Here is a 24,276-nt window from a genome sequence, read left to right as displayed (position 1 = left end):
GCGGCCCCGCAAAGCGCCAAAGGTTCGCCCGAAAGAGCTTGCGTTGCATATGAGCGTCGCGAAGCTCTTGCGCGACTACGCGCGCCCGGAATGGCAATGGACGCATATTCCCAGCGGCGAGCTACGGGATATCCGCACGGCCGCGAAATTGAAGCAAATGGGCGTCCGCCGCGGATGGCCGGATTTCCTTTTGGTGTCGCCTCGCGGCTCGCTCCACTGCTTAGAGCTGAAGCGAGCCGGCGAAGACCTGACGGAAGATCAAGAGCAGTTCCGCGCGTGGTGTATCGTTCACGGCGCGCCCTATGTCGTGGCCTATCGTATCGACGAGGCGCTCGCGGCGCTCAACGAGTGGAACGTGCTGCGGATCGATCTCGCGGCGACAGCAAAGGGGGGCGCCGCATGAACGCGCCTATCAGCGACCCTTTGACGATCGAAGCGGCCCGCGCCTATCGCGCCGGCCTTCCGAAGCGCCGCGGCCGCGAGACGGCTCCGCTCCGCTGCGAGTTCTCGCGCGATATGCAGCGCGCACACATCTGCGACGTCATCGGCATGGTTCCGGCCGACGCGCTCGCGGCGCATGTCGCAATGCAATTCGGCGACGATGACGAAGCCTATTACCGACTGTCGCGAATTATTGCGAGCATCCGCGAGGCCGCACGCAGTTTCGATGCGCTTCGCGCCGATGCGGAAAGGGAGGCCGAATGAGCCGACCCTTTGCACTCGACGACGATTTCGACGCGCCTAGTTCGGCACTGTATCACGATGCGCCGCCGGCCGAAGAGCCGGACAGCTTCAAGCGTGACCGCGAAGCCGCTCTTCGCGGCGCTCATGGCGCCGAGGCGTCGAGCGCGCAGAAATTGCCGCCGCTGAAGATCATTCGGCCCGAGGAGTGGCGGGGGAGGGAAATTCCCGAACGGAAATTCATCGTTCCGGGAATGGTTCCCTGCGGCGTCGTGACCGGCCTCTATGGGCCGCCCGGTAAAGGCAAGAGCACGCTCGCCATGCAGCTACAAGCGGCGACGGCGACCAGCGGAGAGTGGTGCGGACGCATCGTCGAGCCGGTCAAATCGGTTGGCGTCTACTGCGAGGACGACGCAGACGAATTGATGCGACGATGGCGGCGCATCGAAGATCACATGCAGATAGGCGAGAATGATTTGCGCAACGCGCGCATGGTGTCTCGGCTCGGCGAGGATAACATCCTTGCGACCTTTGCCAAAAGCGGCAAGATAGAGCCGACGCCGCTGCATAAGCAGCTTGTCGAGTGGGCCAAGGACGAGCACGCCGAGTTGGTCATCTTCGACACGGTGTCCGACGGCTTCGCCGGCAATGAGAACGATCGAACACAGGTCCGGCAATTCGTTCAATCGGCGCTCGCCACGATCGCGAGAGACATTGGAGGCGCCGTCATGTTCCTCGCGCATCCGTCGCGCGCCGGAATGTCCGACGGCTCGGGGCAAAGCGGATCGACAGCATGGGAAGGGACCGTTCGCTCTCGCCTCTACTTCCGCGACGAAGATGCGCCGGACGGCTCCATGCCCGACAAGGACGCGCGTGTCCTGTCCGTCATGAAAGCCAACTATGCGCCGAGCGGCGAAAGTGTTCCGCTCCGCTACCGCAACGGCGCCTTCGTCCCGGACTTCCCCGCCGGCAACGCTTACCGACCGCCCGCCGAGGACGTGTTTCTTTCGATCCTCGACGCGATGCATGTGCAGGGGCAGCGCGTTTCAGCTACCCGCATGGCGAACAACTACGCGCCCCGGGAGTTCAGGCGTCATCCGCAGCGCCAAGGCTACCGGGAGAGCGACTTCGAAGGCGCGATGACGAGGCTATTCGATCGCAACATGATCCGCGTCGAAGAAACCGGGCCGCCGTCCAAGCGCGTCCGCTGGATCGTCCGTTCGGCTCCAACTGCATAGGTCATAGTATGATGATCCTATGCCTTCCCGCTTACCTTCCCGCTTTTCGCGCTTTCGAAAAAATGATAGCGGGAAGGCCGAATTTCTTCGGGATTTCCGGGCGAATTCCCGCTTCCTTCCCGTTCTTCCGTTCCCGCTCTTCCCGCTTCCGGGCAAGCCGCGTTTCACAGGGCTTTCGCGCTTCCTTCCTGCAATTCTTCCTTGCCCCCCATACCCCCATAGGCGCTTTGCGCGCCGCCTTGGGGCGGGCGCTGCGCCTCGAAAGTGTTTCACAGGCGGAAGCTCAACAATTGGATGGATAGCCAGCCAAGCGAGAGAATACGCTCTGCCAGATGGCTGGAAAGAGCGGCCCGAGACAGCCGCAAAACCTCGACTTCTCCAGCCGTGCCGAGGTCGCAGCCGATCGAATGTGCCACGTCCTGCGGCGCGGTTTCCCTGGTATCTGATTGTTAGACAGGCGCTATGTCTTATAATGTCTCGCAATGTCAACGTAGTAAGTGTGTCTATTCCGAGCTATTCTCTCACGGGTAACAACTGGGGAGAAAATCGAGTGACTTCACACTCCGCCCGCTCTGCCGCACGGCCCTCTCCTTCTGGCCGCATGCGCCTCATCGTGCCATCGAAGCAAAACCGCTCGCGGGCGGCGAATTGCATCGCGGCGTTGCCGGGCCTCGACGGCCGCTCGGCCGAGGCGCGCCGCTTCCGTGACCTTGTCGTCGCCCTCGCCTCCCCGCTCGGCAATATCGACGATCTCCCCGAGGAGACCATCGCTCTGGTCCGCACGGCGGCCGGCCTCACCATGCAGAGCGAGCGGATACAGGCCGCCATCGTCAAAGGAGAGCAGGTCAACCACGACGATCTCACGCGCGTTGCAAACGGCCTCAGTCGGACCCTCTCCGCCCTCCGCGCCCGCCGCCGGCCGAAGAAGGAGCCCTCGGCCCTCGAGCGCATTGTCGCCCGTCACAATGGAGACGCTGCGAAGTGAAGCCCCTCGTCACCATGCGCCACGCCCTCGAGGACCGCGACCTATTCGGCGCGATCCTGTCCGGCGAATCGTGGTCTGCGTGGCGCGTGCTGCTCATTGCGGCCATGGGCGAGCCGCTGCATAACGACGAGCGCGTCACCTTCGAAAGCCTCACGGGGCGGCCTGCGGAGCCTGGAGAGCGGGTAGACGAGTTTTGGGCCATCATCGGGCGTCGCGGCGGGAAAACGCGCGCCACGGCCGTGCTTGCGAGCTACCTCGCCGGGCTCTGCGACTACTCGGACGTGCTGGCGCCGGGCGAGCGGGCGTCGCTGCCGATCATGAGCGCGATCACGTGGCAGGCTTCGAGGGCGCTGCAATATCTGAACGGCATTTTCGCCGAGGTTCCGGCGATGGCCGAGCTCGTCGAGAACATCACCGCCGACACGATTAGCCTTTCGACCCGCGTCGATATCGAGGTTAGGCCGGCGAGCTACAGGACGGCGCGCGGCGGCACTCTCTGCGCAGCAATCGGGGACGAGGTCGCCTTTTGGCGCAGCGAGAACAGCGCCAATCCCGACACTGAAATCCTGAACGCGATTCGCCCCGGTCTCGCCACCACGGGCGGCCCGCTGATCTGCATATCGAGCCCCTATGCGCGTCGCGGCGAACTCTACAACGTGTGGAAACGCGACTTCGGCCCGGCGGGCGATCCGCTCGTCATCGTCGCCAAGGCCGCCTCCCGCACGATGAATCCAAGCCTGTCGCAGCGCGTTGTCGACCGCGCCTATGAGCGCGACGCCGCGGTTGCGAGCGCCGAGTATGGCGCCGAGTTTCGAACTGACGTCGAGAGCTTCGTATCGCGCGAGGCTGTGGACGCCGCGGTTGTGCCTGGCCGGCGAGAACTTCCGCCTGTGCCGGGCGTCGAGTATTTCGCCGGCACTGATCCGAGCGGCGGCTCGGCGGACAGCTTCACGCTGGCAATTGCGCATACTGAAGGCGACGCGGTCATTCTCGACTGCGTTCGCGCTGTGACGCCTCCCTTCAGCCCCGAGAGCGTCGCGGAGGAGTTCGCCGAGACGATCAAGTCCTATGGCCTGTCTTCGGTCACGGGCGATCGATACGGCGGGGAGTGGCCTCGCGAACAATTCCGAAAACGTGGTGTCGATTATGCGCTGTCCGAAAAGCCGAAGAGCGATATCTATCGCGACTTGCTGCCATTGCTAAATTCTTGCCGCGTCGAATTGCTCGACCACGACAAGCTCATCACGCAGCTATGCAACCTTGAGCGGCGGACGGCTCGCGGCGGGCGTGACACCATAGATCATCCGCCCGGCGCCGGAAATCACGACGATTACATAAATGGAGCAGCAATCGCCCTTGTTCTCGCGAGCGGCGAACAGCGGCCTTCGCTGGTGAGGCAGGCTGACCTTCTCCAGGACGGCGCGGCGCTACCGTTGCCATCGGCTTGCCGGATTGTGATTGCGGTAATGACCGCTGACGCCAGCGGGAAGACGGCGACGATATATGCCGCCGTGACATTCGCGGGGGCAAGGCTCCAAATCCTCGACTATGATGCGGGGCCATTGCACGGCGGCCTATTCGAGACGATCGGGACTCGGCTGCGCGATCTGAGCGGGCAATGCAGGGCGCGAGCGGCGGCGCTGTTCGTTCCACAAGATTTCGTCGCGCGCGTGCGGACGCCTGGGCTCGTCGTCAACGCAATCCCCGAGCACCTGAACGCCGACGATCTCTTGCTACCGGCCGCTGCACACATTGCGGCGGGGAATGTGAAGGTTTGCGAACCAGCGCAGGAGAAGGCGGCAACCTCGCCGTTTGGCGCGGCCCTCGACTTTCGGGCGGCCGAGAAAGCCGACGATCCTTTGCGGCAAGCTGCTTTGCTCGCGATTGCACTGACGCTCGACCCTCAATAATCTGGATCGCTCAATGTCCGATCGAGAAGACGCTCCGTCGCCGCCGCCTAATCACAACGCCCCTTCATATTGGCGGGAGGTCGCAGATTTCATCGTCGATCTTCGCGCAGAGTTCTCACGCTATTCGAAGGCGAAGACCTGGGCTCATACGGCGGATCGCGTCAACCTGTCCGGCATTGCGCAAGCCGCGATGGCGATTCGCGAGACCAAGCCGCCGTGGGAGGAAAGCGCCGCCGATAAGGAGCTTCGTCTTTCAGCGAAGCGATTTCATGCGCAGCTCGAGGCCGCGCTCGCGCGGCGAATGAAAGCGGCGGACGGCGCGGGACCAGATATTAGGGAATGGATCGAAGGCGAATTTGCGCCGGCTATTCACATCGCCCGAAAGTTTGCGCAGCCTGCGCCGATGACGGCGACATGGCATGTTGCGGACAAGATCATTGAAGCGATCGGCATAGCGAACCGAGATTGCCAAGGGGCTACAAAAGGCAAGAAGCGGCTAATTCCTACCGGCTTGGGCGTAGACGGCCCTGTCGTTCAACTGACTTTCATGGCGCTCAAGAATTCGGGCGCGCTGCGAGACTTGGAGAGCGATCCCGACGACGGCGAGGGTAAGAAGCTCGACGTTATTCGGAAGCACCTCGAGAAGCGCATTCTCCGATAGGGAAGCGAAATCGGCATTTTTGCTTCCCTAGAGCCATCGCGTTCCCTGCGTCACTATCGCGCCATGATGGATGCACCCGACCACATGGCCGATGACGACGGCTTCCTGATTTGCTTCGTTCGCGGCGGAATTGCTGCGGACGCGACGGGCGAGTTCGCTCGCGCTGGCGATCGTTTCTGGTGGCGCGACGAGGATGGCGATGAATCACGAGAGGCGTTCCGCGCGCGCGCCGAGCGTGAAGCGCGCGCGGCGGGAGAGACGAGGATTGTTTTCGGAGGGTTGCCGCAATGCAGCTATTGACGCTCGGCAATGGAACCTCGCGCGCCGTTGAGCTGCACGTCGATCTCGGACAATCGACGTATTGCCTAAAAATCCCGGCGCGTGACAAGATTGAAGTGATGCTTCCTGCCGAGGCGATCGGAGCCATCGTTGATCAAAACAGGCATGCCGACCTCGCATACGTGCAGAACGTTCAGCCCGGATATTCGGGCTTATGGTATGATCTGAGGACTTGATATGGCCAACAACCGCATGGCTGCCCTTATCGGTTATGGGCTATTCTCTACAACCGTCCTTGCTTCGGAAGATGGACTCTCCTTTCGTGCACGAAGCCTCGTCAGCACTAATGGATTATAACATGAGAAAGATACTTATTTGCGTCATTGCCTTTATTGCGATGACCAAGATAACCCATGCTGGCGACGCATGCGTCAACGACAATTGCACAAGCACACGAGCCTACACATGGACGCCACAACAGGCGTTCGTAGCCGCCCCGGCGATTTTCCCGTTCACGACACATGACCCTATCATCGGCGGGACGGTTGGCGATCTCGGCACCCTTGCTCAAGGATCGCGATCCGGCAATACGACGAGCTTCGCGACGACTAGCGGCGCGTTCACGAGTGGGCATTATCTCGCGGCCGATGCGAGCGGCAATGTCGTTGATGGCGGCACGCCATGCTGCTCCTCTGGCTCAGTCGCGGCAGGAACGGCCGGTCAACTGTCCTATTATCCCGCATCAGCCGCGGCAGTCGCTGGCAACCCGAATCTGAACATCTCGGGCGGCGCACTCACGCTCGGGCAGGCCGGATCGGTCCAGGGCTCTATCCTCTTTGCCGGCTCCACCAGCGGCGTTACGACTCTCGCAGCCCCAGCGACGGGGGGCGGGACGATGGCGCTCCCCTCGGGCTCCGGGACGCTGGCGACGACGACGAATATCTCGACCGCGCTTCCCTCCGCGACGACATCGCAGATCTACATCGGCACTGGTGCGGCGGGCGCGGCTGCGGCCTCATCGGCTATTCCGAATGGAGTGACAGCAACGACGCAGGCGTCGAATGACAATTCGACCAAGCCCGCGACGACGGCCTTTGTCAGCAGTGTTAATGGGGTGCCGAGTGTAACCGTTTACGGCGCCACCTGCAATGACGCGGCGTTGACGGCGGCATTTGCGGCCGGGCACAATTTCGTTATCCCGGATGGCGTCACATGCACAGTCTCGAATAACCTCGCGCTGAGTGGAAATCTCGCGGCCATCGTCGAGACCGGCGGAGCTCTCTCGGTCGCTAGCACGAAGACACTGACATTCGGCGGTGGCGCGAAGATCGTCGCTAACCGCACACAGATATTTACTGGCGCAGGGACGGTTACTGGGCTCGCTTTCCCGAAGCCTGAATGGTGGGGGACGAGCGATCTCGAGGCGAGCTACGAGGCGGCTATCGCGAGCACGAATACGGCGGGGATCAACCAAGGGTTCTCAGGCGATTCCCCCTATGACACCTATGGCGTCGATATAGGCTGCGGATTTCAGACTTTCGCGCGACCGTTGCCGATTACGCTCAACATCTATGCGCCGATGCGGTTTCGAGGCTGTGGTGCGAATGGCTACGGCACGCGTTTCGTTGCAAGCAATACATTCTCCGGCGGCGATGCGCTTCTCGAAATCATTCCGACTTCGGCGAACTTCGGAATCGTTGATTTCGACATCGGCGATTTCAGCATGGTCAACAACGGTAGCGGATCGGTCACATATGGCATCCGCGTCGGCCTGGATAGCTCTACGGCGCAGCTTAATGCCAGCGAAATGAACCTGTTTCGGAATATTAGCATCAACAGTTTCCCGGTCGGCATTTACGATCGCGTAAGCCGTTTGGTGACGTGGGAGAACATCTCCTATTCAGCGTCGAATGGTATCGCATATCTCGCGCATCCCGTTGCCGGCCTATCAATTTCCAGCATCTCATTCCATGATGCGAACTTCACGCCATGCCAAGCGACGCTCATGTCCGCGTGCACAGGAAGTGCGAATTGGAAGCTCGTCGCCGATCAATCCCCTGGTGGCGTCGGCGGCATTGATATCGACCGCTCGGAGGCTTACTGGTCGGCGCGCGGGATTTCGATCGAGGCGTCTAATGGCGGGGATATTACAGATATTCATGTAACGGCGAATAACTATTTCGATTCTCACGACGAGAGCGGGACTCTGGCCAATGGCTACTATGTCTATGCGACGGCAACGGGAGCGAATTCAGTCGTCCAGAATATAAGACTCGGCAAGTTCTATACACGCGGCTCCTCGCCGACTTATGCCGCTGCCGCAATGTTCTTCAGCGCCGATAGCGCCGCCGCCGCGACAAACGGAATAACGTCTATATCAATAGACACGTGGATGCCGAACACGACGAACCACGCTATTATCCTCAACAATGTGCATGGTGCTGACGTTAGCCCAATAATAGACGCGTCTGGGTCGAGTGGAAAGACGGCTATTGTGATAGAGGGGGCATCGAAGGATATTACTGGGCATCCTCAATTCCAAGATTGCACGCCTCCGTATGTGTATGACTACAATATTATTGCTTTAAATACCAGCAACAATATAAGGTTTCGTGATGTCGCGATTGGCGCAAGTTGCGCAGGAACTGTCGGCGCGGCAGCGAATGCCTCTAGTGGAGCCAATATCGACTTCAGCGGTTTCTACGGGCCGAACGCTGCTTCCGGTCCGGCGGTGTTTGACTCGAGCGGAAACCTCACTTCGCCTGGACATTACGTGGCGCCTCTTGCGACACCGGCCTCGTCGTCCGAGACGTGTTCCGCCGGTAAGGTCGAATGGGACGCGAACTATGTCTATGTTTGCACTGCAACAAATACCTGGAAAAGAGTCGCGTTGACGACGTTCTAAGAAACGCAATGTATCGCAAGATAGCGGTTATCTTTTTGTCCGGCTTCATGCTGGTGGCCAGGAGCTACAGGCTATCATCGCTGCTGAGGTCGCACGCCATGAGGCGGCCCCCGCTATTTCGAAGGTTCAATCAGCATTCGTTCCGAATCCGCAACAGCCGCCAAAGGACAAATGAGAGTTGAAGACCATCGTCACCATGCGCCACGCCCTCGAGGACCCGGACCCGGGATGTGCGATAATATCCGGCGCTCAGGTTCGCGGCGCTCGCGCGATGGTAGGCTGGCGAGCCATTGGCAGGGTGATGCGGCCTGAGATGGCGGAACACAGCCGCTTCGATTTGGTTCCGTCGACTGCCCTGGTTCGACTCCGGCCAGGGAACTGGCTCATGATTGTGGACGACCTGGCCGCTCGGCGCAGGAAGCCCCGGCGATCTTCCGGCGCAAGGCGATCTACGAGGAGCTTCACCCGGAGACGAAGCACGGCGGCGACCGCAAGAGTGATCAAGTCGCAAATTCTGCAACTCGATTTACCGCAAGCGCGGCCGAAGCGCCGACCTATATTCCGAAATCCGCGAACGATCCCGACGATCCCGCCCGCATGATTGATGAGCCGAAGCAGCTCGCCGCCGACGCCGAAGGAGATGCAAACATGAACGACCTTCCGAGCAAAATCCGCGAGGCTAAGGCGCTTCGCGACCAACTGAACGCGATGGAACGCGACATTAGCCGCGAAATGAAGAGTGTCGGCCCTCTGTGCGAAGCTGAAGAATCCGCGATGGCGGATTGTCAGGCGCGTGCGGATGATGCTTATTCCGCGCTGGGCAAGCGGGCACCCGCGCCATTGCCCGGCGAAAGAATGCACCAGTATCGGACGAGATTGTTGAGGCCGCTGCAACAGCATTCCGAGCTTTGGAAGCACGTAAACATCGCCGAGCAGTCTGGCAAGAATCTCGATATCATCGAGCGGCAGGTTTTTGCCGATGCGGTCGCCTATGCGGATTCCGGCTCGCATTTGGCGCCCGACGAGACGCACGCGATCTCGAAGCGCGACGAGAGCGGGCGGCAGATTACCAATTTTCGCGGGGCCTCATTCGTTCGCCAGTTCAAGCAGCCCGCCCGCCTCGCCCGGCTGGTCGATCCGCGTGAAATCCGTCTTCGCGAAATCCTCCAGCGAGAGAATTTTTAAGATACCGCGCCGGCGCTTCTCTTCAGCCCGCTGGCGCTGTAGCCGCCGGCCCCTGCCGTTTCGAAGCCTTTCCGGCGGGGACCGGCAGAGCGGCTCGCCTTCTCCTAGGGCGGGCCGCTCGACTGCTCAATGAGGTCACGCCATAATGGCCAAGATCAAAATTGCCGCCGACGTCGATAGTGGGAAGTTCGACGAATTCCATCGCTCGTTCGATCGCTTCAAATCGGCATTGGACAAAATGCCGGATGCGTGGCGCACGACGGGCGAGGCTGCGGCCGACGCGGGCGACAAGTTCGAAAAAGCCGCGTCCGAAATGCACGAAGCGGCCAGCGGCATGGTCGAGCTGTTGGAGAACTCCCGCAGGCTGGACAAAGCGTCGGAGAGTTCTGCCCGCCATTGGAAGGACATGGCGCGTAGCACGGCGAATGTCGCGACGAATATCGTGAAGGCGACGGGCGCGCTCTTGAAATGGGCGGCGCTTACGTCGGTCATCGGAACACTGACCAGCGGCGGCGCGTTGTTCGGATTAGATCGTCTCGCCGAGTCTGTCTCGACTGATCGCACGCGCTCTATGGGCCTCGGGACAAGCTATGGAGGGCTGGGAGCGTTCCGAACGCAGTTTGGCCGCCTCGGCGACGCGGAAGGCATTCTTGGTCGCGTCAGCGCTGCGCTGGCGAGCCCGGAAGGCCGCTCCATTTTCCAGCAAATGGGAATGGGCGCGAATGAGATGAACGGCGATACGGCGGACGTAGCGACGAACGCTATCGTCCGCATGAAGGAAACGCTCGACCGAATCCCGAAGGGCCAGCTCGCGACGGGTTTGCAGGCGACGCGTCTCGATCAACTGATCGATATCACGACCGCTCGCGTGCTTCAGAATATGAGCCGCGAGGAAGTCGCTGGCCTCGCCGGTGGAATGGGCGGACTGCGGAAGCGGCTCGACTTGTCGCCGGCACAGCAAGCAACGTGGCAGGGCTTCATGACGAAGCTGGACGCCGCGGGCAAGATTATTCAGTCAAAATTCATCGATAGCTTGGCGGGTATGGCTGGGCCGATCGGAAATTTGGCGAACTCGTTCGCGCGGCTTTTGGCCGTCGTGATGCGCGAAGGTGGAATGCTCGAGAGCTTCATAGGGCTTGTCGCAGACGGCTTTGAATGGCTCGTCAAAGAGCTCGCGCCATCGAATGAGGATAATGTTCGGAAGGCGCTCGAGCGTTGGGAGGGCCACGTCATTCACGCCGCGCGAGATATTTTTAAGCTCGGCGAAGTGGCCGTTCAGCTCGGAAATTTACTCGGGTGGCTTTTGGGCGTTCCGCCGGCTGCGGCGGCCACTGGCCCGGCTGGCGAAGGTTCTGGCCCCGCTGGTAGCGCGGGGCGTTCTGGTGCATCTGGGGCTGGCGCTAGAGGTTCATCTGGCACAGCTTCCCCCGGCGGTGCTACTGGCTCTGGGATAGGCGCTTGGGGGAATGTCGGCTCGACACAGGGAAGCCTCACGCGGCTCATTGAGGACGAGGCTCGGCGCGCCGGTATCGATCCGCGGATTTTGGAAGGCATCCGCGCGGGCGAGTCGAACCGTAACAACCGATACGACGTCAAAGATGACGCTATGGAATCGTCTTGGGGGCCTTTCCAGCTCAATCGGAGAGGCGGCCTCGGCGCTCGCTTCGAACGAGAAACCGGCCTCGACCTGAGAAACCCGGCAACGATACCGCAGCAAGTTCGATGGGTCGCGCAATATCTCGCTCATGGCGGTAGCTTGCAGCCATGGATGGGGTATCGCGGGCCGAGAAACGCTGACCCCAGTTGGGGCGATAGCGGCTATCGGCCGACGCCTCAAGCGGGCTCGCATCCGGTTGGCCCGTTTGCTTTTGCGAGGCACACCAACGTGGGCCGCAGGGTTAAGGTGACTGTTCAGAATTCGACAGGCGCGAATCCCACTGTTTTGATGAACTCGGCGGCGGCGCACTGACATGGCGAGGAAAAAAGTCGAGCTAACCGTATCGGTTGAGAAAGTCGGCATAGGCGGCGTCATGGGCTTAGCGACGATCGAGATCGAGATGGTGGGAAAAAGCGTCACCGTGCGCGATCTCGAAATTCGGCGCGGGTTCGATGGCGGCGTGCGGCTTCTCGTTCCCCGCGACCATCCGATGGCCGGACTGCTCAATGATTTTGACGACGATATCGGTCTCGCGATTTTCGCCTCTTGCCCCGAGCTTCGGCATTGACGCCAGCGAAAGAGGCGAGCTCTATCTCCTCCGCAAGTCAATCTATGACGCAGAATAATATGTCTATAAATCAATTAGTTATTAAGAATTTGTGGATAAGCCACGCACCTACGCCCATATTTGCAACTCGACAAAGTGTCCTATCTAAGCGAGAAATTTTCCTCAGTACTCGCGTTCCTGATTTGTTTTGCGCACATTGGAGGGTGGAATGGAAAACCTCGTCACAAATCACGAATTGCTTGAGCGCATGCGGGCGGCCACGCGCCGCGAGCCGTCTGAGCATGATTTGCGCGCGCAGAAAGTGTCATTCATTCTGGGTGCTGTCAGTTCGGACAATGATATCACCAAGGAGCGTGTCGAAGAAGTTCTCGCTCGCCACGAAGGAAGAAAGATCAACCTGAGATAGTCTGGTGCGTCATGATTTTGTTCGAATTATTTAGAAGCGAAAACAATCCAGTATACCAAAGTCTGGAAGTTGAAAACGGCGGCAGGCAATATGATTTTATGCGATCGCTGATAGAAACAGCGATCGCAACAAACAAAATATTTTTGTCTCAGCACATCATAAAAATGTTTAACTTCCATGCTATTGCGTGCCTGCATACGAATGCGGGTGAATATAGACCATGTCAAGTTACAGTTGGCGGACACATGCCGCCAAATCATTGGCAAATTTCAGCGCTGATGGACGACTTTATCAATGAAGTAAACAAAAACTGGGACGGTACAGACGCTGTAGCTCTTTCTGCATTTGTATATTGGAGGGTTAATAATATTCACCCGTTTATAAATGGCAATGGAAGAACAGCAAGGGTGGCTGCTTTTTACGTTTTATGCCTGAAGCTTGGCGGATTGATGCAGGGTCATCCGGCTCTTCCAGCTTTGCTGAAGCGCGAAAAGCCTGCCTGTTGTGCAGCCCTACAACATGCTCACGAAACGTATAATGCCGGGACGCTTGACCTCCGGCCACTGCATCAAATTTTTGTAACGCTAATCAATGAACAACTACAATCGGTTGCCGCTGTTTTCGCTGGCGCGACGACGGACCAGTCAGAGTAGCGTAATCAACGCGACTGAACGCCCTTTTTCAATCTTACGCCCGGACCTTCCCCGTTCTCGTCGACGAAGATCACGCCCGCGGCCTCGAGGGCCCGCTGAAGGACATCCAAGGTCGCATTTCGCGGCTGAGACGCGCTCCCTTCGAATTGCCTAACAGTCACGACGCCAACTCTCGCGGCTTCGGCGAGCTGTTGCTGTGACCAATCGAGAAGGGCGCGTGCGGCGCGGCATTGGGCAGGATTCATGCTGACTTTTTATCATGAAGCATCGAAAAACGCCAGAACTGTTGAAAAATGCTTGATGCATCCTAAATCATCGATTAGCATCTAATCCGTCGTTTTTCGACAGTTTTGAGCGCAACCACGCCGGACACTCCCCGTCCCGGCGAACGCTCCCGGCTTGCCTGAAGGAGGAGAGAACATGCCGACCACAACATCACGCCGCACAACCCTCGCCGGCCTCGCCACGGCACCGGTCGCAGGGCTCCCCGCACTCGCTGCGGCCGCGCCTGTCGCTGATCCGATAATTGCCGCGATCGAACATCATCGGCGCGCCCGCGCGGCGTTCATCGTGGCGTGCGATCTTACCGACAGCGTCCTGGCAGAGGAGCAAGGGCGCGTCATCACCGCCGACGACGAGGCGGCTTATGCTCGAGCCGGCGAGGAGGAGCGCTCTGCGCTGCTCACTCTCGCCGAGACGCAGCCGGCGACGCTCGCGGGACTCGCCGCGGCGCTCGTCTATCTCGTCGACTATGCCGATGAGGAAAACTCTTTGGTCCGCTTTGTCCAGACCGCCGCGGCGTCTTCGATCCTCGCGACAGGGCTCGCCTAATTCGACTGACTCCCCGAAAGCCTTGGAGAATTTCAATGTCGTATCAATCGATTACCGTTGCAGCCGATCCTGTTCTCGCCGCTCTCGCCGAGTATCGCGACGCCCGCAAGGGCATGGACGCTGCCTTCGCCGTGACAAATGCTGCGCTCGCCGCGGACGACGACGCCGTGAAGGAGGCCGAGGACGCCGAGGAGAAGCCGTTTCGACGCCTGCTTGCGGCCGAAAATGCGGCGCTTGACGCGCGACCGACGACCCGGGAGGGGGCGTTTCAATTGCTCGGCCATGTCGCCGCGCGGCTAGCATCCGACCACACGACCGACCGCGAGACCGAACTCGCCCCAACCGCGATCCGCGCGGCCGTCGCTGTCCTCGAGCGGGAGGCGTGACCATGGCTGACCGCCCCTCCATCACAGAACCATCTCGCCGCCGATTCCTCGCCGCCGACGCGCAGCGTAGCCCGTTTGCTGCCGCTCTGGAGAGGCACAAGGACGCCTTTGCCGCCGTCCTATCGACCTGCGGGACGGAAAAAGATATTCCGGATGATCTGAGCGAGGCGGCATATGACGCCTTTACTGAATTGGCCGAGACGCCATGTGCCGATAATGCAGAGCTGATCGAAAAGACTCGCTATTTGCTCAATCATGTTCTCGGACAGCGGCTTAACAAGCGCTCGTTCCTGAGCGAGGGATTCGATAGCGTTTTGCTCGCGCTCGATCTCCACTTCAATCCGGCGGAATACGCCTGATTTTCTGAAAAAAACCTCGAACCATGGGAGATCAGGCGAATGTCGAACATTTTCATTCTGGACCCCGCCCTCATTGCCATCGCCAAATACAAGCGCGCCCTCGAAGCCACCGACGCCGCCCAGAAAGCCTATGAGGATGCGGCCGAGTCCGGCAATTTCCTCGCAGCCGAAAAGCGATTCGAAAAACTGAACACGGACGCTTTCGACTGTCTTGACGCCGCCATGAAAACCGCGCCGAGGACGAAGGCGGGCGCACTGGCTATGCTTCGGCTCCTCGCCCCGACTATCGCCGAAGTCGGCCACGACCCAGACCACCAGCCGACGCTTGTCGGCGCAATCGAAGCGGTCGCCGCCGTAATCGAGCAGGAGGCATGACCATGAAGAACCGACAGCCCACGACCGTCGAAGAGGCTGACGAACTATTGGCCATCGCAACCCGTCTCGGCGCGGCTTTCAGATCTGAAGATGATTTTATATCTAGATGGCGCGACGCGGAGCGAGAGAATAAGCATTCGGCAAAAATCTACCTGGATAACGCCGCCAAACATTCGGCGGATGAGACTCTTGTTCTGCGCGACATGCTCTCTATGGTGAAAGCGAAGAATTTGTCCGGTGCTGCTGTGCAGATCGTCGAGGCCCTGAATCAGATCGACGCCCTGTTTGACGATCTCGGCGGAGATGGCAGCGCTTATGAGAGAGAGCACAAAATAAGAAGTCTCAATCGCCTTCTCTATTCAGCGCTCGACGCAGTGGACGCGGCCGCCGAGCGAAAGATCAAAGACATTGTGCCGACTGGCTTCTTAAGCCATTACTGCAATCCGTGGACGCCTGTCGATGATCGCTGCGACGAATTGAAGACCAAAGGCGATCGGCCCGCGCCCTCCCTTGCGCCACAGACCCGTGCCGCCTAATCTATGAGCAAGATCGACCGGCCGAATTTTCGGCCCGTTGCCTGAGACGCCCCGACGCCGGATGTAAGCGCGGGGCGTTTTTGCGTCTGTCGCTCTTTGGCGGCGCTGCGACTCCCCTGGCCGGAACCGGACTACCCCGAAATCAGGAACCCGATTTTCCAGGAAATTTTTCCATCGCGCCGTTACCCTCAGGGCTACCCTGAGCCAGAAACGGGCATCGCCGCTGCCCCGTATCTCGTTCTAAACTGCTGTTTTCGCTTGGTGAGCGCGATGGGACTCGAACCCATGACCCTCTGATTAAAAGTCAGATGCTCTACCAACTGAGCTACGCGCTCGCTCGAAAACCGCTTCGAACCGCGGGCGATCGCCCCACGGATCGCCGCGACCCCAGCCCTCGACCCCTACCCGTTGACGACGGACCGGTCAACCCCGGCTCGATCGGATCGTCCCTCTATCCGACCCAGTTCACATAAAGCACGAAGAGCGCGAACAAAATCGTGGCGACCACAGTCGTCGCCACGGCCTTGATCCAGAGCTTCGGCGCCACAGGCGCGCCAGGGTCCCCTCCGATCGGCGTGTCGCTCTCCTCCTCCGAAGAGCGAACCCCGAAAGGCAGAATAGCAAAAAGCACGATCCACCAGATGGTGAGATAGATCGCGACCGCGAGCGGCGTCGAGAATGGCAAAGTTCGCGCTCCTTGACCTCACGCCGCCCCCGACGAGCGACCCGCTCAGGCCTGCTCGAGCTCGAGCAGCGTCCCGTTGAAATCCTTCGGATGCAGGAAGAGCACCGGCTTGCCATGGGCGCCGATCTTCGGCTCTCCGTCACCCAGCACGCGCGCGCCCGAGGCCTTCAACTGGTCGCGCGCCGTCAATATGTCGTCGACCTCGTAGCAGAGGTGATGAATGCCGCCCGAGGGATTTTTGGCGACGAAGCCCGCGAGCGGCGATCCTTCGCCGAGCGGCTGCAGCAGCTCGATCTTGGTGTTGGGCAACTCGACGAAAACGACCATGACGCCATGCTCGGGAATGGCCTCCGGCTCGGAGACCTTGGCGCCGAGCGTATTCTTATAGGTCGCCGCCGCCGCCGCGAGGTCCGAAACGGCGATGGCGACGTGATTCAAGCGTCCGATCATGATGTTTCCCTGAGATTTCTCCAGAAACCTAAATGCGCCATCACGCCTCGATGATCAATACATGCACCTGAGGCTTCTTGCCCCAGACGGCGTTGACGCTGGCCCGGACAGCCCGCTCCACGGCCGTCGCCGCCGCGTCGAAATCCCGGCGCTTCTGCCGCGGAAGATTGTCGAAGGTGCGGAAAATGGCGTCGTCCACCACCTCGCCCATATCCTGTCCGTCACGGCCCTTTTTGGGCAGGCCGGAGATCAGCACATCCGGATCGCCGATGAGATCGCCGCGCTTGTCGATCGCGAGCGCCAGCGATACGACGCCCGAGAAGCCGAGCTTGACGCGCTCCCGCACGGCGCCGTCGCTCTCCGAGATCAGCACGTCGCCGTCCTTGAGGAGGCGCCCCGTCGGCGCCTTGCCGACGATGCCGGGCGCGCCGGGGAACAGACGCACAATGTCGCCATTGCGGGCGCCGATGGTCGTCTCCACGCCGCGCGCCTTGGCGAAGGCCGCGTGGACGGAGAGGTGATGCCCTTCGCCATGCGCCGGCACCGACACGCGCGGACGCACCCAATCATAGAGCTGCGCCACCTCGCCACGGCGCGGATGGCCGGAGCAGTGCACGAGATGGTCGTGGTCGGTGATCACCTCGACGCCCAGATCGCAGAGCTTGTTGATGACGCGATGCACCTCCCGCGTATTGCCGGGAATGGCGCGCGACGAAAAAATGACCCGGTCTCCGGCGGCCAGCTTGATGACCGGATGTTCCTTCTCCGCGACGCGCGCCATGGCCGCCCGCGTCTCGCCCTGGCTGCCCGTCGCCAGCACGACGATTTTGTCACGCGGCAGCGCGGAAAACATGTCCAGCGAAAGAAATGGCGGCAGGCCGTCGAGAAAGCCGCATTCGCGCGAGACCTGGATGACGCGCTCCATCGCGCGGCCGGCGACGACGACGCTGCGGCCCGCCGCCTGCGCCGCCTCGGCGACGGCGCGGATGCGCGCCACATTGGAGGCGAAGGTCGTCACCAGCACGCGCTCCTTCGCCTCGCCAATGAGCTTACGCAGCGTCTGCGCCACGTCGCTCTCGGAGAAACTGTCGCCCTCGCGCAGAATATTGGTCGAGTCGCAGATGAGCGCGTCGACGCCCTCGTCGCCGAGCGCCCGCAGCCGGGCCGCGTCGATGCGATGGCCGACGCCGGGCTCGGGGTCGATCTTCCAGTCGCCGGTGTGAATGGCGAGCCCGAGCGGCGTCCGGATCGCCAGCGCATTGGCCTCCGGAATCGAATGAGCCACGGCGACGAATTCGACGTCGAAAGGGCCGATGTCGAGGCGTTGGCCGGTCGCCACGGTGACGACCTTCACATTCGGCGCGCCGGCCTCGCCGAGGCGCCGCGCCTCGAGCAGGCCGGCCGCGAAACGGGTCGCATAGACGGTGCAACCGAGCTTCGGCCACAGGAAGGACAAGGCGCCGATATGATCCTCATGCGCGTGGGTGATGACCAGCCCCACGAGATCGCGGCGGATTTTTTCGACGAAAGACACGTCCGGCATCAGCAGATCGACGCCCGGCAACTCCGGGCCCGGAAAGGCCAGGCCGCAATCGACCATCAGCCATTGCCGAGCCTTCGGCGGGCCGAAGCCATAGAGAGCGGCGTTCATCCCGATCTCGCCCAGACCGCCCAAGGGCGCAAAGACGAATTCGTTGGTTTCTTCGTTCATCCGCCACGCTCCGGCTGGGGCCGGGCCGCCGCGAGGGCCGGCAAGAAAATGTCTCCCGCTTCGATGGCGCGTCGGCCGCTGCGGGTAGAAATAATGAGGCGTCCGTCGGCGTCGATCGTCTCGAAGACCCCGGAAACCGTTTCGCGCGGAAGCCGCGCCTCGATCTCGCCGCCCAATCCGGCCGCATGTCCGAGCCAGCGCTCGCGCAGCACGGAAAATCCAGAGCCGCCCGCCCAGAGAGCCAGCGTCTCCTCCATTTTGTCGGAAAGCAAAGCAAAGAGCGCGCCGGCGCTGGGGGCGCGGCCGAGCCGCGACAGATCGCTCGCCGCGACCGGAAGATCGCGCGGCGCTGCGACGCAGTTCACCCCGACGCCGATGACACAGCCGAAAAACGCGCCCGGCGCGCCGACGGCCGGCTGGACGCCCTCGAGCAGCACGCCCGCCAGCTTCTCTCCGTCGAGCAGCACGTCGTTCGGCCATTTGAGCGCGAGGCGATCGGCGGCGCCAGTCGCTTCGATCAGCGCCGCGATCGTCGCGAGGCCGGCCACGAAGCCGAGTTGCGGCGCAAGCGCCGGAGGGCCGAAACCCGACAGCAGCAGGCTCGCATGAAGATTGCCGTCGAGCGAGCTCCAGCTGCGGCCGAGGCGGCCACGCCCTTTGGTCTGGCGGGCGGCGACGATCCACAAAGGCCCCGCGTCGCCCCCCTCCCCTCGCCGCTTGGCTTCGTCGTTCGTCGAATCGATTTCGTCGTAAATCTCGAGACGAACGCCGCGCGAGAGAGCACGATCACCGAGCTTCGCGTCCTCCATCAGAACAAGGATTTCGCCGCCGCCGTCGCCGCTTCCACGACCGGCGCCGGGTAGAGCCAGAAGCCGAGCAGGAACAGCGTCGAGACCGCGAGCACCGCACGCAAGGACAAGGGCGACTGATCGAAGGCCGGAGCCGGATCGTCGAAATAGATCACCTTGACGACGCGCAGATAATAAAAGGCCGAAATCGCGCTCGCCAGCACGCCGACGATGGCGAGCGGAAAGAGCCCGGCCTCGACCGCGGCCAGCAGCACATAGTATTTCGCGAAGAAGCCGGCGAGCGGCGGCACGCCCGCGAGCGAGAACATCAGCATGGCGAGGAAGAAGGCCGCGACGCCATTGTTGCGGGACAGGCCGGAGAGATCGGCGATCTTCTCGACCGGACGGCCGTCGACGCGCATCTGCAGAATGGCGGCGAAGGCGCCGAGCGTCATCACCAGATAGATGGCGAGATAGATGGCGACGCCGCGCACGCCCGCCTCATTGCCCGCAGCGAGACCGACAAGGGCGAAACCCATATGGCCGATCGAGGAATAGGCCATCAGGCGCTTGATGTTGGTCTGGCCGATCGCCGCGAAGGAGCCGAGCAGCATGGAGGCGATGGCGAGGAAGATCACGATCTGCTGCCATTGCCCGACAATGCCCGGAAAGGCCGTGAAGACGATGCGCGCGGTGATCGCCACGGCCGCCATCTTCGGCGCCGAAGCGAAGAAGGCGGTGACCGGCGTCGGCGCGCCCTCATAGACGTCCGGCGTCCACATATGGAAGGGCGCGGCGGACATTTTGAAGGCGAGCCCGGCCAGCACGAAGACGAGGCCGAAGATCACCCCGAGCGGCGGCGCGCCGGTGATCGATTTGGCGATGCCGTCGAAGGAGATCGTGCCCGCGAAGCCATAGAGAAGCGAGGCGCCATAGAGCAGCATGCCGGACGACAGAGCGCCGAGCACGAAATATTTGAGGCCCGCCTCGGAGGCGCGCGCATCGTCGCGGTCGAATGCGGCGACGACATAGAGCGCGAGCGACATCAGCTCGAGGCCGAGATAGAGCGCGATGAGATTATCGGCCGAGACGAGCAGCAGCATGCCGACCGTCGACAGCAGAACCAGCACCGGGAATTCGAAATTGCCGAGCCGGGCGCGCTGCAGATAGTCGCGCGACATCAGTATCGTCACCAGCGAGCCGACGAGCGTCAGCACTTTCACGAAGCGCGCGAAGGCGTCGTCGACGAAAGCTCCTTCGAACAGCGAGGCTTCCGACGTCTGGCCGAAGAACAGCGCCAGAATGGCGAGCCCGATCAGCGCCGCGGCGAGCTCGTTGACGAGGCCGAAGGCCCGCGTCCCGCGCCAGGCGCCGATGAGGATCAGCGCCAGCACGCCGAGGACGAGAATGGTTTCCGGCAGGAAGTGATGCGCGAGGGCGGTTGAGAACGACATCGTCAGCGACCGATCATTGAACGGCCTGGGCGACGATTTTCGCCGCATTGGCCAGGGCCGTGTGAGATTGCAGGAGATTGGCGACGGAAGCCGCGGAGGCCTCGAGGATCGGCCCCGGCCGCACGCCGTAATAGATGGTGAGGATGATCAGCGGCACGAAGAGCACAAGCTCGCGCGCAGAGAGATCGCTGATCGTCTGCAGCGACGGCTTCTCGAGCGCGCCGAAGACGACGCGCCGATAGAGATAGAGCGCATAGGCCGCCGACAGCACGACGCCCGTCGTCGCGAACAGCGCCACCCAGCTATTGGCGACAAAGGCGCCGGTCAGCGTCAGGAATTCGCCGACGAAGCCGGAGGTTCCCGGCAGGCCGACATTGGCCATGGTGAAGATCATGAAGGTGACGGCATAGAGCGGCATGCGATTGACGAGGCCGCCATAGGCCGCGATCTCACGCGTATGCATGCGGTCGTAGATCACGCCGACGCAGAGGAACAGCGCGCCGGAGACGAAGCCGTGCGAGATCATCAGGAACATCGCGCCCTGCACGCCCTGGGTCGTCAGCGTGAACAGGCCCATGGTGACGAAGCCCATATGCGCGATCGACGAATAGGCGATGAGTTTCTTGATGTCCTCCTGCACCAGCGCGACCAGCGAAGTGTAGATGACGGCGATGACCGACAGCGCATAAATGAGCGGCGCGAAATAGGCCGAAGCGTCCGGGAACATGGGCAGCGAGAAGCGGATGAAGCCGTAGCCGCCCATTTTCAGCAGAATGGCGGCGAGGATCACCGAGCCCGCGGTCGGCGCCTCGACGTGAGCGTCGGGCAGCCAAGTGTGGACCGGCCACATGGGCATCTTCACCGCGAAGGAGGCGAAGAAGGCGAGCCACAGCCATGTCTGCATCGACGGCGGGAACTGCGTCTCCAGCAGAGTGACGATGTCGGTCGTGCCCGTCTTGCCATAGATCGCCAGAATGGCGATGAGCATCAAGAGCGAGCCCACGAGCGTGTAGAGGAAGAATTTGAAGCTCGCATAGACGCGCCTCTTGCCGCCCCAAATGCCGATGATGAGGAACATCGGAATGAGGCCGCCCTCGAAGAAGAGGTAGAAGAGGACGAGATCGAGCGCGCAGAAGACGCCGATCATCAGCGTCTCGAGGACGAGGAAGGCGATGAGATATTCCTTCAGACGAAACTTCACCGAGTCCCAGGAGGCGAGAATGGCGAAAGGCGTCAGGAATGTCGTCAGCAGCACGAAGGGTATGGAAAAGCCGTCCACGCCCATTTTGTAGGTGAGGCCGGAGCCGAACCAGCTCTTCTGCTCGACGAGCTGGAAGGCGGCGCTCGCCGTGTCGAAGCGCCCCCAGACGACGAGCGAGAGCAGGAAGACGACGATGGTCGTCAGCAGCGCCGCCCATTTGGCGTTGCGCAGCACCGCCTCGCTCTCGCCCTTCAGCGTGAGGATAAAGGCCGCGCCGACGAGCGGCAGAAAGGTGAGGCCCGTGAGAATGCCGAAACCGAACATCAGCGCAGACCTCCCGCGACGAACCAGGTGACGACCGCCGCGACGCCGATCAGCATGGCGAAGGCGTAGTGATAGACATATCCGGTCTGCAGCTTCACCGCGAGACGCGCGCCATCGACGACACGCGCGGCGATCCCATCGGGTCCGAGCCCATCGATGATGCGTCCGTCGCCACCCTTCCACAGCAGACGACCGAGCGCGAAGGTCGGACGCACGAAGATCGCGTCATAGAGCTCGTCGAAATACCATTTGTTGAGCAGGAAGCGGTAGAGCCGCGGGAAGGCGTGCGCGATCTTCTGCGCAGTGCCCGGGGCGAGTTGGTAGACGAAGAAGGCGACGAGGAAGCCCAAAACCATCATCACCGTCGCGGCATAGGAAACCCAATGCGGGATCTCATGCATCGCGTGCAGAATGTGATTGTCATGGCCGGTGAACAGAGCACCCTTCCAGAATTCGTCATAGGCATGCCCGGCGAAGTCGCCCATGAACACGGCGCCCGCAACGACCGCGCCCACCGCCAGAACGGCGAGCGGAATCAGCATGACGATGGGCGACTCGTGCGGCGCGTGATGGCCATGGCCATGGGCGTCATGCGCGTGGTCGTCATGAGCATGGTCGTCGTCATGCGCGTGAGCGTCGCTATGCGCTGCATGCGCGTCGCCATGCGCCTCCTTCGCCTTGCCGAAGAAGGTCATGAAGACGAGACGCCAGGAATAGAAGGAGGTGAGGCCCGCCGCGACCACAGTCGAGACGAAGGCGAAATAAGCGACGCTGCGATGCTCTCCGGCAGCGAAGGCCGCCTCGATGATCGCATCCTTGGAGAAGAAGCCCGCGAAGCCGAGCTCCGTCCCCGGAATGCCGACGCCGGTGAGCGCCAGAGTGCCGATCGTCATCATGGCGAAGGTGAAGGGAATCTTGTTCCACAGGCCGCCCATGTTCCGCATGTCCTGCTCGTGATGCATCGCATGGATGACCGAGCCGGCCCCGAGGAACAGCAGCGCCTTGAAGAAGGCGTGGGTGAAGAGGTGGAACACGCCGAGCGAATAGGCGCCGACGCCTTCCGCCACGAACATATAGCCGAGCTGCGAGCAGGTCGAATAAGCGATGACGCGCTTGATGTCGTTCTGCACGAGACCGATCGTCGCCGCGAAGAAAGCCGTTATGCCGCCGATCAGCGTGACGAAGGCGAGCGTGTCCGGCGCATATTCGAAGATCGGCGACAGGCGCGCGACCATGAACACGCCCGCGGTCACCATTGTCGCGGCATGGATGAGGGCGGAGACCGGCGTCGGGCCCTCCATCGCATCCGGCAGCCAGGTGTGCAGCAGGAATTGCGCCGATTTGCCCATCGCGCCGATGAAGAGCAGGAAGGTCGCCAGCGTCAGCGCGTCGAAATCGGCTCCGAACACATGGATCTTATGGCCCGCGATGCCGGGAACGGCGGCGAACACCTGCTCGAAGCTCAAGGATTGCGTGAGCTGGAAGACGAGGAAAATGCCGAGCGCGAAGCCGAAATCGCCGACGCGGTTGACGACGAAAGCCTTGATGGCCGCGGCGTTGGCCGACGGCTTCTGATACCAGAAGCCGATGAGCAGATAAGAAGCGAGGCCGACGCCCTCCCAGCCGAAGAACATCTGGACGAGATTATCGGCCGTCACCAGCGAGAGCATGGCGAAAGTGAAGAGCGACAGATAGGCGAAGAAGCGCGGACGGCTCGGATCCTCGTGCATATAGCCGATCGAATAGAAATGCACGAGCGCCGAGACGGTGTTCACGACGACGAGCATCACCGCCGTCAGCGAGTCGACGCGCAACGCCCAATCGACGCTGAGCTTGCCCGAGGTGAACCAATTGGCGAGCACAGGCGCGCTGGCGTGGCCGTGGCCGAGCGCCACGTCGAAGAACACGATCCAGGAGAAGCCGGCCGCGATGAACAGCAGCGTCGTCGTCACGAGCTCGGACGCGCGCGCGCCGATGCGCCGCCCGAACAGGCCCGCGACGAGAAAGCCGATGAGCGGCAGGAAGACGATTGCTTGGATCATCGGCGC

The 24,276-nt window shown here is 61.5% G+C and carries 27 protein-coding genes and 1 tRNA gene; 19 read left to right on the top strand and 9 right to left on the bottom strand.

Annotation, left to right across the window (positions count from 1 at the left end; genetic code table 11):
• Window positions 1-49 precede the first annotated feature (49 nt).
• The 14 genes from AC6IY7_RS14875 (at window position 50) to AC6IY7_RS14810 (ending at window position 13,128) form a co-directional block, all read left to right on the top strand.
• Window positions 50-403 carry a VRR-NUC domain-containing protein gene (locus tag AC6IY7_RS14875; RefSeq protein ID WP_497780189.1) on the top strand — a complete coding sequence of 118 codons (354 nt, stop codon included), beginning with the start codon at window positions 50-52 and terminating at the stop codon, window positions 401-403.
• Window positions 400-705 (top strand): hypothetical protein, encoded by a 306-nt coding sequence (locus tag AC6IY7_RS14870; RefSeq protein ID WP_497780188.1) that lies wholly within the window; start codon window positions 400-402, stop codon window positions 703-705. Before AC6IY7_RS14875 ends, AC6IY7_RS14870 begins: the two co-directional genes overlap by 4 nt.
• On the top strand, window positions 702-1,919 hold the full coding sequence (locus tag AC6IY7_RS14865; protein ID WP_497780187.1) for an AAA family ATPase: 1,218 nt from the start codon (window positions 702-704) through the stop codon (window positions 1,917-1,919). The genes AC6IY7_RS14870 and AC6IY7_RS14865 overlap by 4 nt, the downstream gene beginning before the upstream one ends.
• Before the next feature lie 613 nt (window positions 1,920-2,532).
• The gene (locus tag AC6IY7_RS14860) at window positions 2,533-2,904 is read left to right on the top strand and encodes a hypothetical protein (RefSeq protein WP_497780186.1); all 372 of its coding nucleotides are present in this window, start codon (window positions 2,533-2,535) and stop codon (window positions 2,902-2,904) included.
• Window positions 2,901-4,814, top strand: a complete 1,914-nt coding sequence (locus tag AC6IY7_RS14855) for a hypothetical protein (RefSeq protein ID WP_497780185.1) — start codon at window positions 2,901-2,903, stop codon at window positions 4,812-4,814. The genes AC6IY7_RS14860 and AC6IY7_RS14855 overlap by 4 nt, the downstream gene beginning before the upstream one ends.
• Window positions 4,815-4,827: 13 nt before the next feature.
• On the top strand, window positions 4,828-5,475 hold the full coding sequence (locus AC6IY7_RS14850) for a hypothetical protein (protein ID WP_497780184.1): 648 nt from the start codon (window positions 4,828-4,830) through the stop codon (window positions 5,473-5,475).
• Window positions 5,476-5,559: 84 nt separating this feature from the next.
• Window positions 5,560-5,775, top strand: coding sequence for a hypothetical protein (locus AC6IY7_RS14845; RefSeq protein ID WP_497780183.1), 216 nt, complete (start codon window positions 5,560-5,562; stop codon window positions 5,773-5,775).
• Window positions 5,763-5,990 (top strand): hypothetical protein, encoded by a 228-nt coding sequence (locus AC6IY7_RS14840; protein WP_497780181.1) that lies wholly within the window; start codon window positions 5,763-5,765, stop codon window positions 5,988-5,990. Before AC6IY7_RS14845 ends, AC6IY7_RS14840 begins: the two co-directional genes overlap by 13 nt.
• Before the next feature lie 122 nt (window positions 5,991-6,112).
• Window positions 6,113-8,659, top strand: coding sequence for a hypothetical protein (locus tag AC6IY7_RS14835; RefSeq protein ID WP_497780179.1), 2,547 nt, complete (start codon window positions 6,113-6,115; stop codon window positions 8,657-8,659).
• A 597-nt stretch (window positions 8,660-9,256) separates the two neighbouring features.
• Window positions 9,257-9,844: a hypothetical protein gene (locus tag AC6IY7_RS14830; protein ID WP_497780177.1), complete on the top strand. Its 588-nt coding sequence runs from the start codon at window positions 9,257-9,259 to the stop codon at window positions 9,842-9,844.
• Window positions 9,845-9,989: 145 nt separating this feature from the next.
• Complete coding sequence (locus AC6IY7_RS14825) at window positions 9,990-11,813, top strand: hypothetical protein (protein WP_497780175.1); 1,824 nt, start codon at window positions 9,990-9,992, stop codon at window positions 11,811-11,813.
• 1 nt (window position 11,814) lies between these two features.
• Entirely contained in the window at window positions 11,815-12,069 is a 255-nt protein-coding gene (locus AC6IY7_RS14820) for a hypothetical protein (RefSeq protein WP_497780173.1), read from the top strand.
• A 208-nt stretch (window positions 12,070-12,277) separates the two neighbouring features.
• Window positions 12,278-12,475: a hypothetical protein gene (locus AC6IY7_RS14815; protein ID WP_497780171.1), complete on the top strand. Its 198-nt coding sequence runs from the start codon at window positions 12,278-12,280 to the stop codon at window positions 12,473-12,475.
• Between the two features lie 11 nt (window positions 12,476-12,486).
• Window positions 12,487-13,128 (top strand): Fic family protein, encoded by a 642-nt coding sequence (locus AC6IY7_RS14810; RefSeq protein ID WP_497780169.1) that lies wholly within the window; start codon window positions 12,487-12,489, stop codon window positions 13,126-13,128.
• Between the two features lie 5 nt (window positions 13,129-13,133).
• Here AC6IY7_RS14810 and AC6IY7_RS14805 read toward each other — a convergent pair whose 3' ends face one another.
• Window positions 13,134-13,373 (bottom strand): helix-turn-helix domain-containing protein, encoded by a 240-nt coding sequence (locus tag AC6IY7_RS14805; protein WP_497780168.1) that lies wholly within the window; start codon window positions 13,371-13,373, stop codon window positions 13,134-13,136.
• 175 nt (window positions 13,374-13,548) lie between these two features.
• On the opposite strand from AC6IY7_RS14805, the gene AC6IY7_RS14800 reads away from it, so the two are divergent.
• From AC6IY7_RS14800 to AC6IY7_RS14780, 5 genes are all read left to right on the top strand, one after another.
• Entirely contained in the window at window positions 13,549-13,959 is a 411-nt protein-coding gene (locus AC6IY7_RS14800; protein ID WP_497780167.1) for a hypothetical protein, read from the top strand.
• Window positions 13,960-14,072: 113 nt separating this feature from the next.
• Window positions 14,073-14,345, top strand: coding sequence for a hypothetical protein (locus tag AC6IY7_RS14795; RefSeq protein WP_497780165.1), 273 nt, complete (start codon window positions 14,073-14,075; stop codon window positions 14,343-14,345).
• A gap of 2 nt (window positions 14,346-14,347) precedes the next feature.
• A complete protein-coding gene (locus AC6IY7_RS14790; RefSeq protein ID WP_497780163.1) occupies window positions 14,348-14,704 on the top strand; it encodes a hypothetical protein in 357 nt (118 codons plus the stop codon).
• Window positions 14,705-14,743: 39 nt separating this feature from the next.
• The gene (locus tag AC6IY7_RS14785) at window positions 14,744-15,079 is read left to right on the top strand and encodes a hypothetical protein (protein WP_497780161.1); all 336 of its coding nucleotides are present in this window, start codon (window positions 14,744-14,746) and stop codon (window positions 15,077-15,079) included.
• Window positions 15,076-15,615, top strand: coding sequence for a hypothetical protein (locus AC6IY7_RS14780; RefSeq protein ID WP_497780160.1), 540 nt, complete (start codon window positions 15,076-15,078; stop codon window positions 15,613-15,615). The genes AC6IY7_RS14785 and AC6IY7_RS14780 overlap by 4 nt, the downstream gene beginning before the upstream one ends.
• A gap of 259 nt (window positions 15,616-15,874) precedes the next feature.
• On the opposite strand, the gene AC6IY7_RS14775 is transcribed toward AC6IY7_RS14780, so the two are convergent.
• From AC6IY7_RS14775 to nuoL, 8 genes are all read right to left on the bottom strand, one after another.
• Window positions 15,875-15,950: transfer RNA gene (locus tag AC6IY7_RS14775), tRNA-Lys, on the bottom strand.
• A gap of 116 nt (window positions 15,951-16,066) precedes the next feature.
• Window positions 16,067-16,300, bottom strand: a complete 234-nt coding sequence (locus AC6IY7_RS14770; RefSeq protein ID WP_497780158.1) for a DUF1467 family protein — start codon at window positions 16,298-16,300, stop codon at window positions 16,067-16,069.
• A gap of 45 nt (window positions 16,301-16,345) precedes the next feature.
• The gene (mce, locus tag AC6IY7_RS14765; protein ID WP_497780157.1) at window positions 16,346-16,750 is read right to left on the bottom strand and encodes a methylmalonyl-CoA epimerase; all 405 of its coding nucleotides are present in this window, start codon (window positions 16,748-16,750) and stop codon (window positions 16,346-16,348) included.
• Window positions 16,751-16,790: 40 nt separating this feature from the next.
• Window positions 16,791-18,461 (bottom strand): ribonuclease J, encoded by a 1,671-nt coding sequence (locus AC6IY7_RS14760; protein WP_497780156.1) that lies wholly within the window; start codon window positions 18,459-18,461, stop codon window positions 16,791-16,793.
• The gene (locus tag AC6IY7_RS14755; RefSeq protein ID WP_497780154.1) at window positions 18,458-19,270 is read right to left on the bottom strand and encodes a biotin--[acetyl-CoA-carboxylase] ligase; all 813 of its coding nucleotides are present in this window, start codon (window positions 19,268-19,270) and stop codon (window positions 18,458-18,460) included. Before AC6IY7_RS14755 ends, AC6IY7_RS14760 begins: the two co-directional genes overlap by 4 nt.
• Window positions 19,270-20,703 (bottom strand): NADH-quinone oxidoreductase subunit NuoN, encoded by a 1,434-nt coding sequence (gene nuoN, locus AC6IY7_RS14750; RefSeq protein ID WP_497780152.1) that lies wholly within the window; start codon window positions 20,701-20,703, stop codon window positions 19,270-19,272. Before nuoN ends, AC6IY7_RS14755 begins: the two co-directional genes overlap by 1 nt.
• Before the next feature lie 13 nt (window positions 20,704-20,716).
• Window positions 20,717-22,228: an NADH-quinone oxidoreductase subunit M gene (locus tag AC6IY7_RS14745; RefSeq protein ID WP_497780150.1), complete on the bottom strand. Its 1,512-nt coding sequence runs from the start codon at window positions 22,226-22,228 to the stop codon at window positions 20,717-20,719.
• Window positions 22,228-24,270: an NADH-quinone oxidoreductase subunit L gene (gene nuoL, locus AC6IY7_RS14740; protein WP_497780148.1), complete on the bottom strand. Its 2,043-nt coding sequence runs from the start codon at window positions 24,268-24,270 to the stop codon at window positions 22,228-22,230. The genes AC6IY7_RS14745 and nuoL overlap by 1 nt, the downstream gene beginning before the upstream one ends.
• Window positions 24,271-24,276: the final 6 nt, after the last annotated feature.

The sequence above is a fragment of the Methylosinus sp. is20ea genome (assembly GCF_059718135.1).
This window is presented reverse-complemented; position numbering and strand designations above follow the sequence as displayed.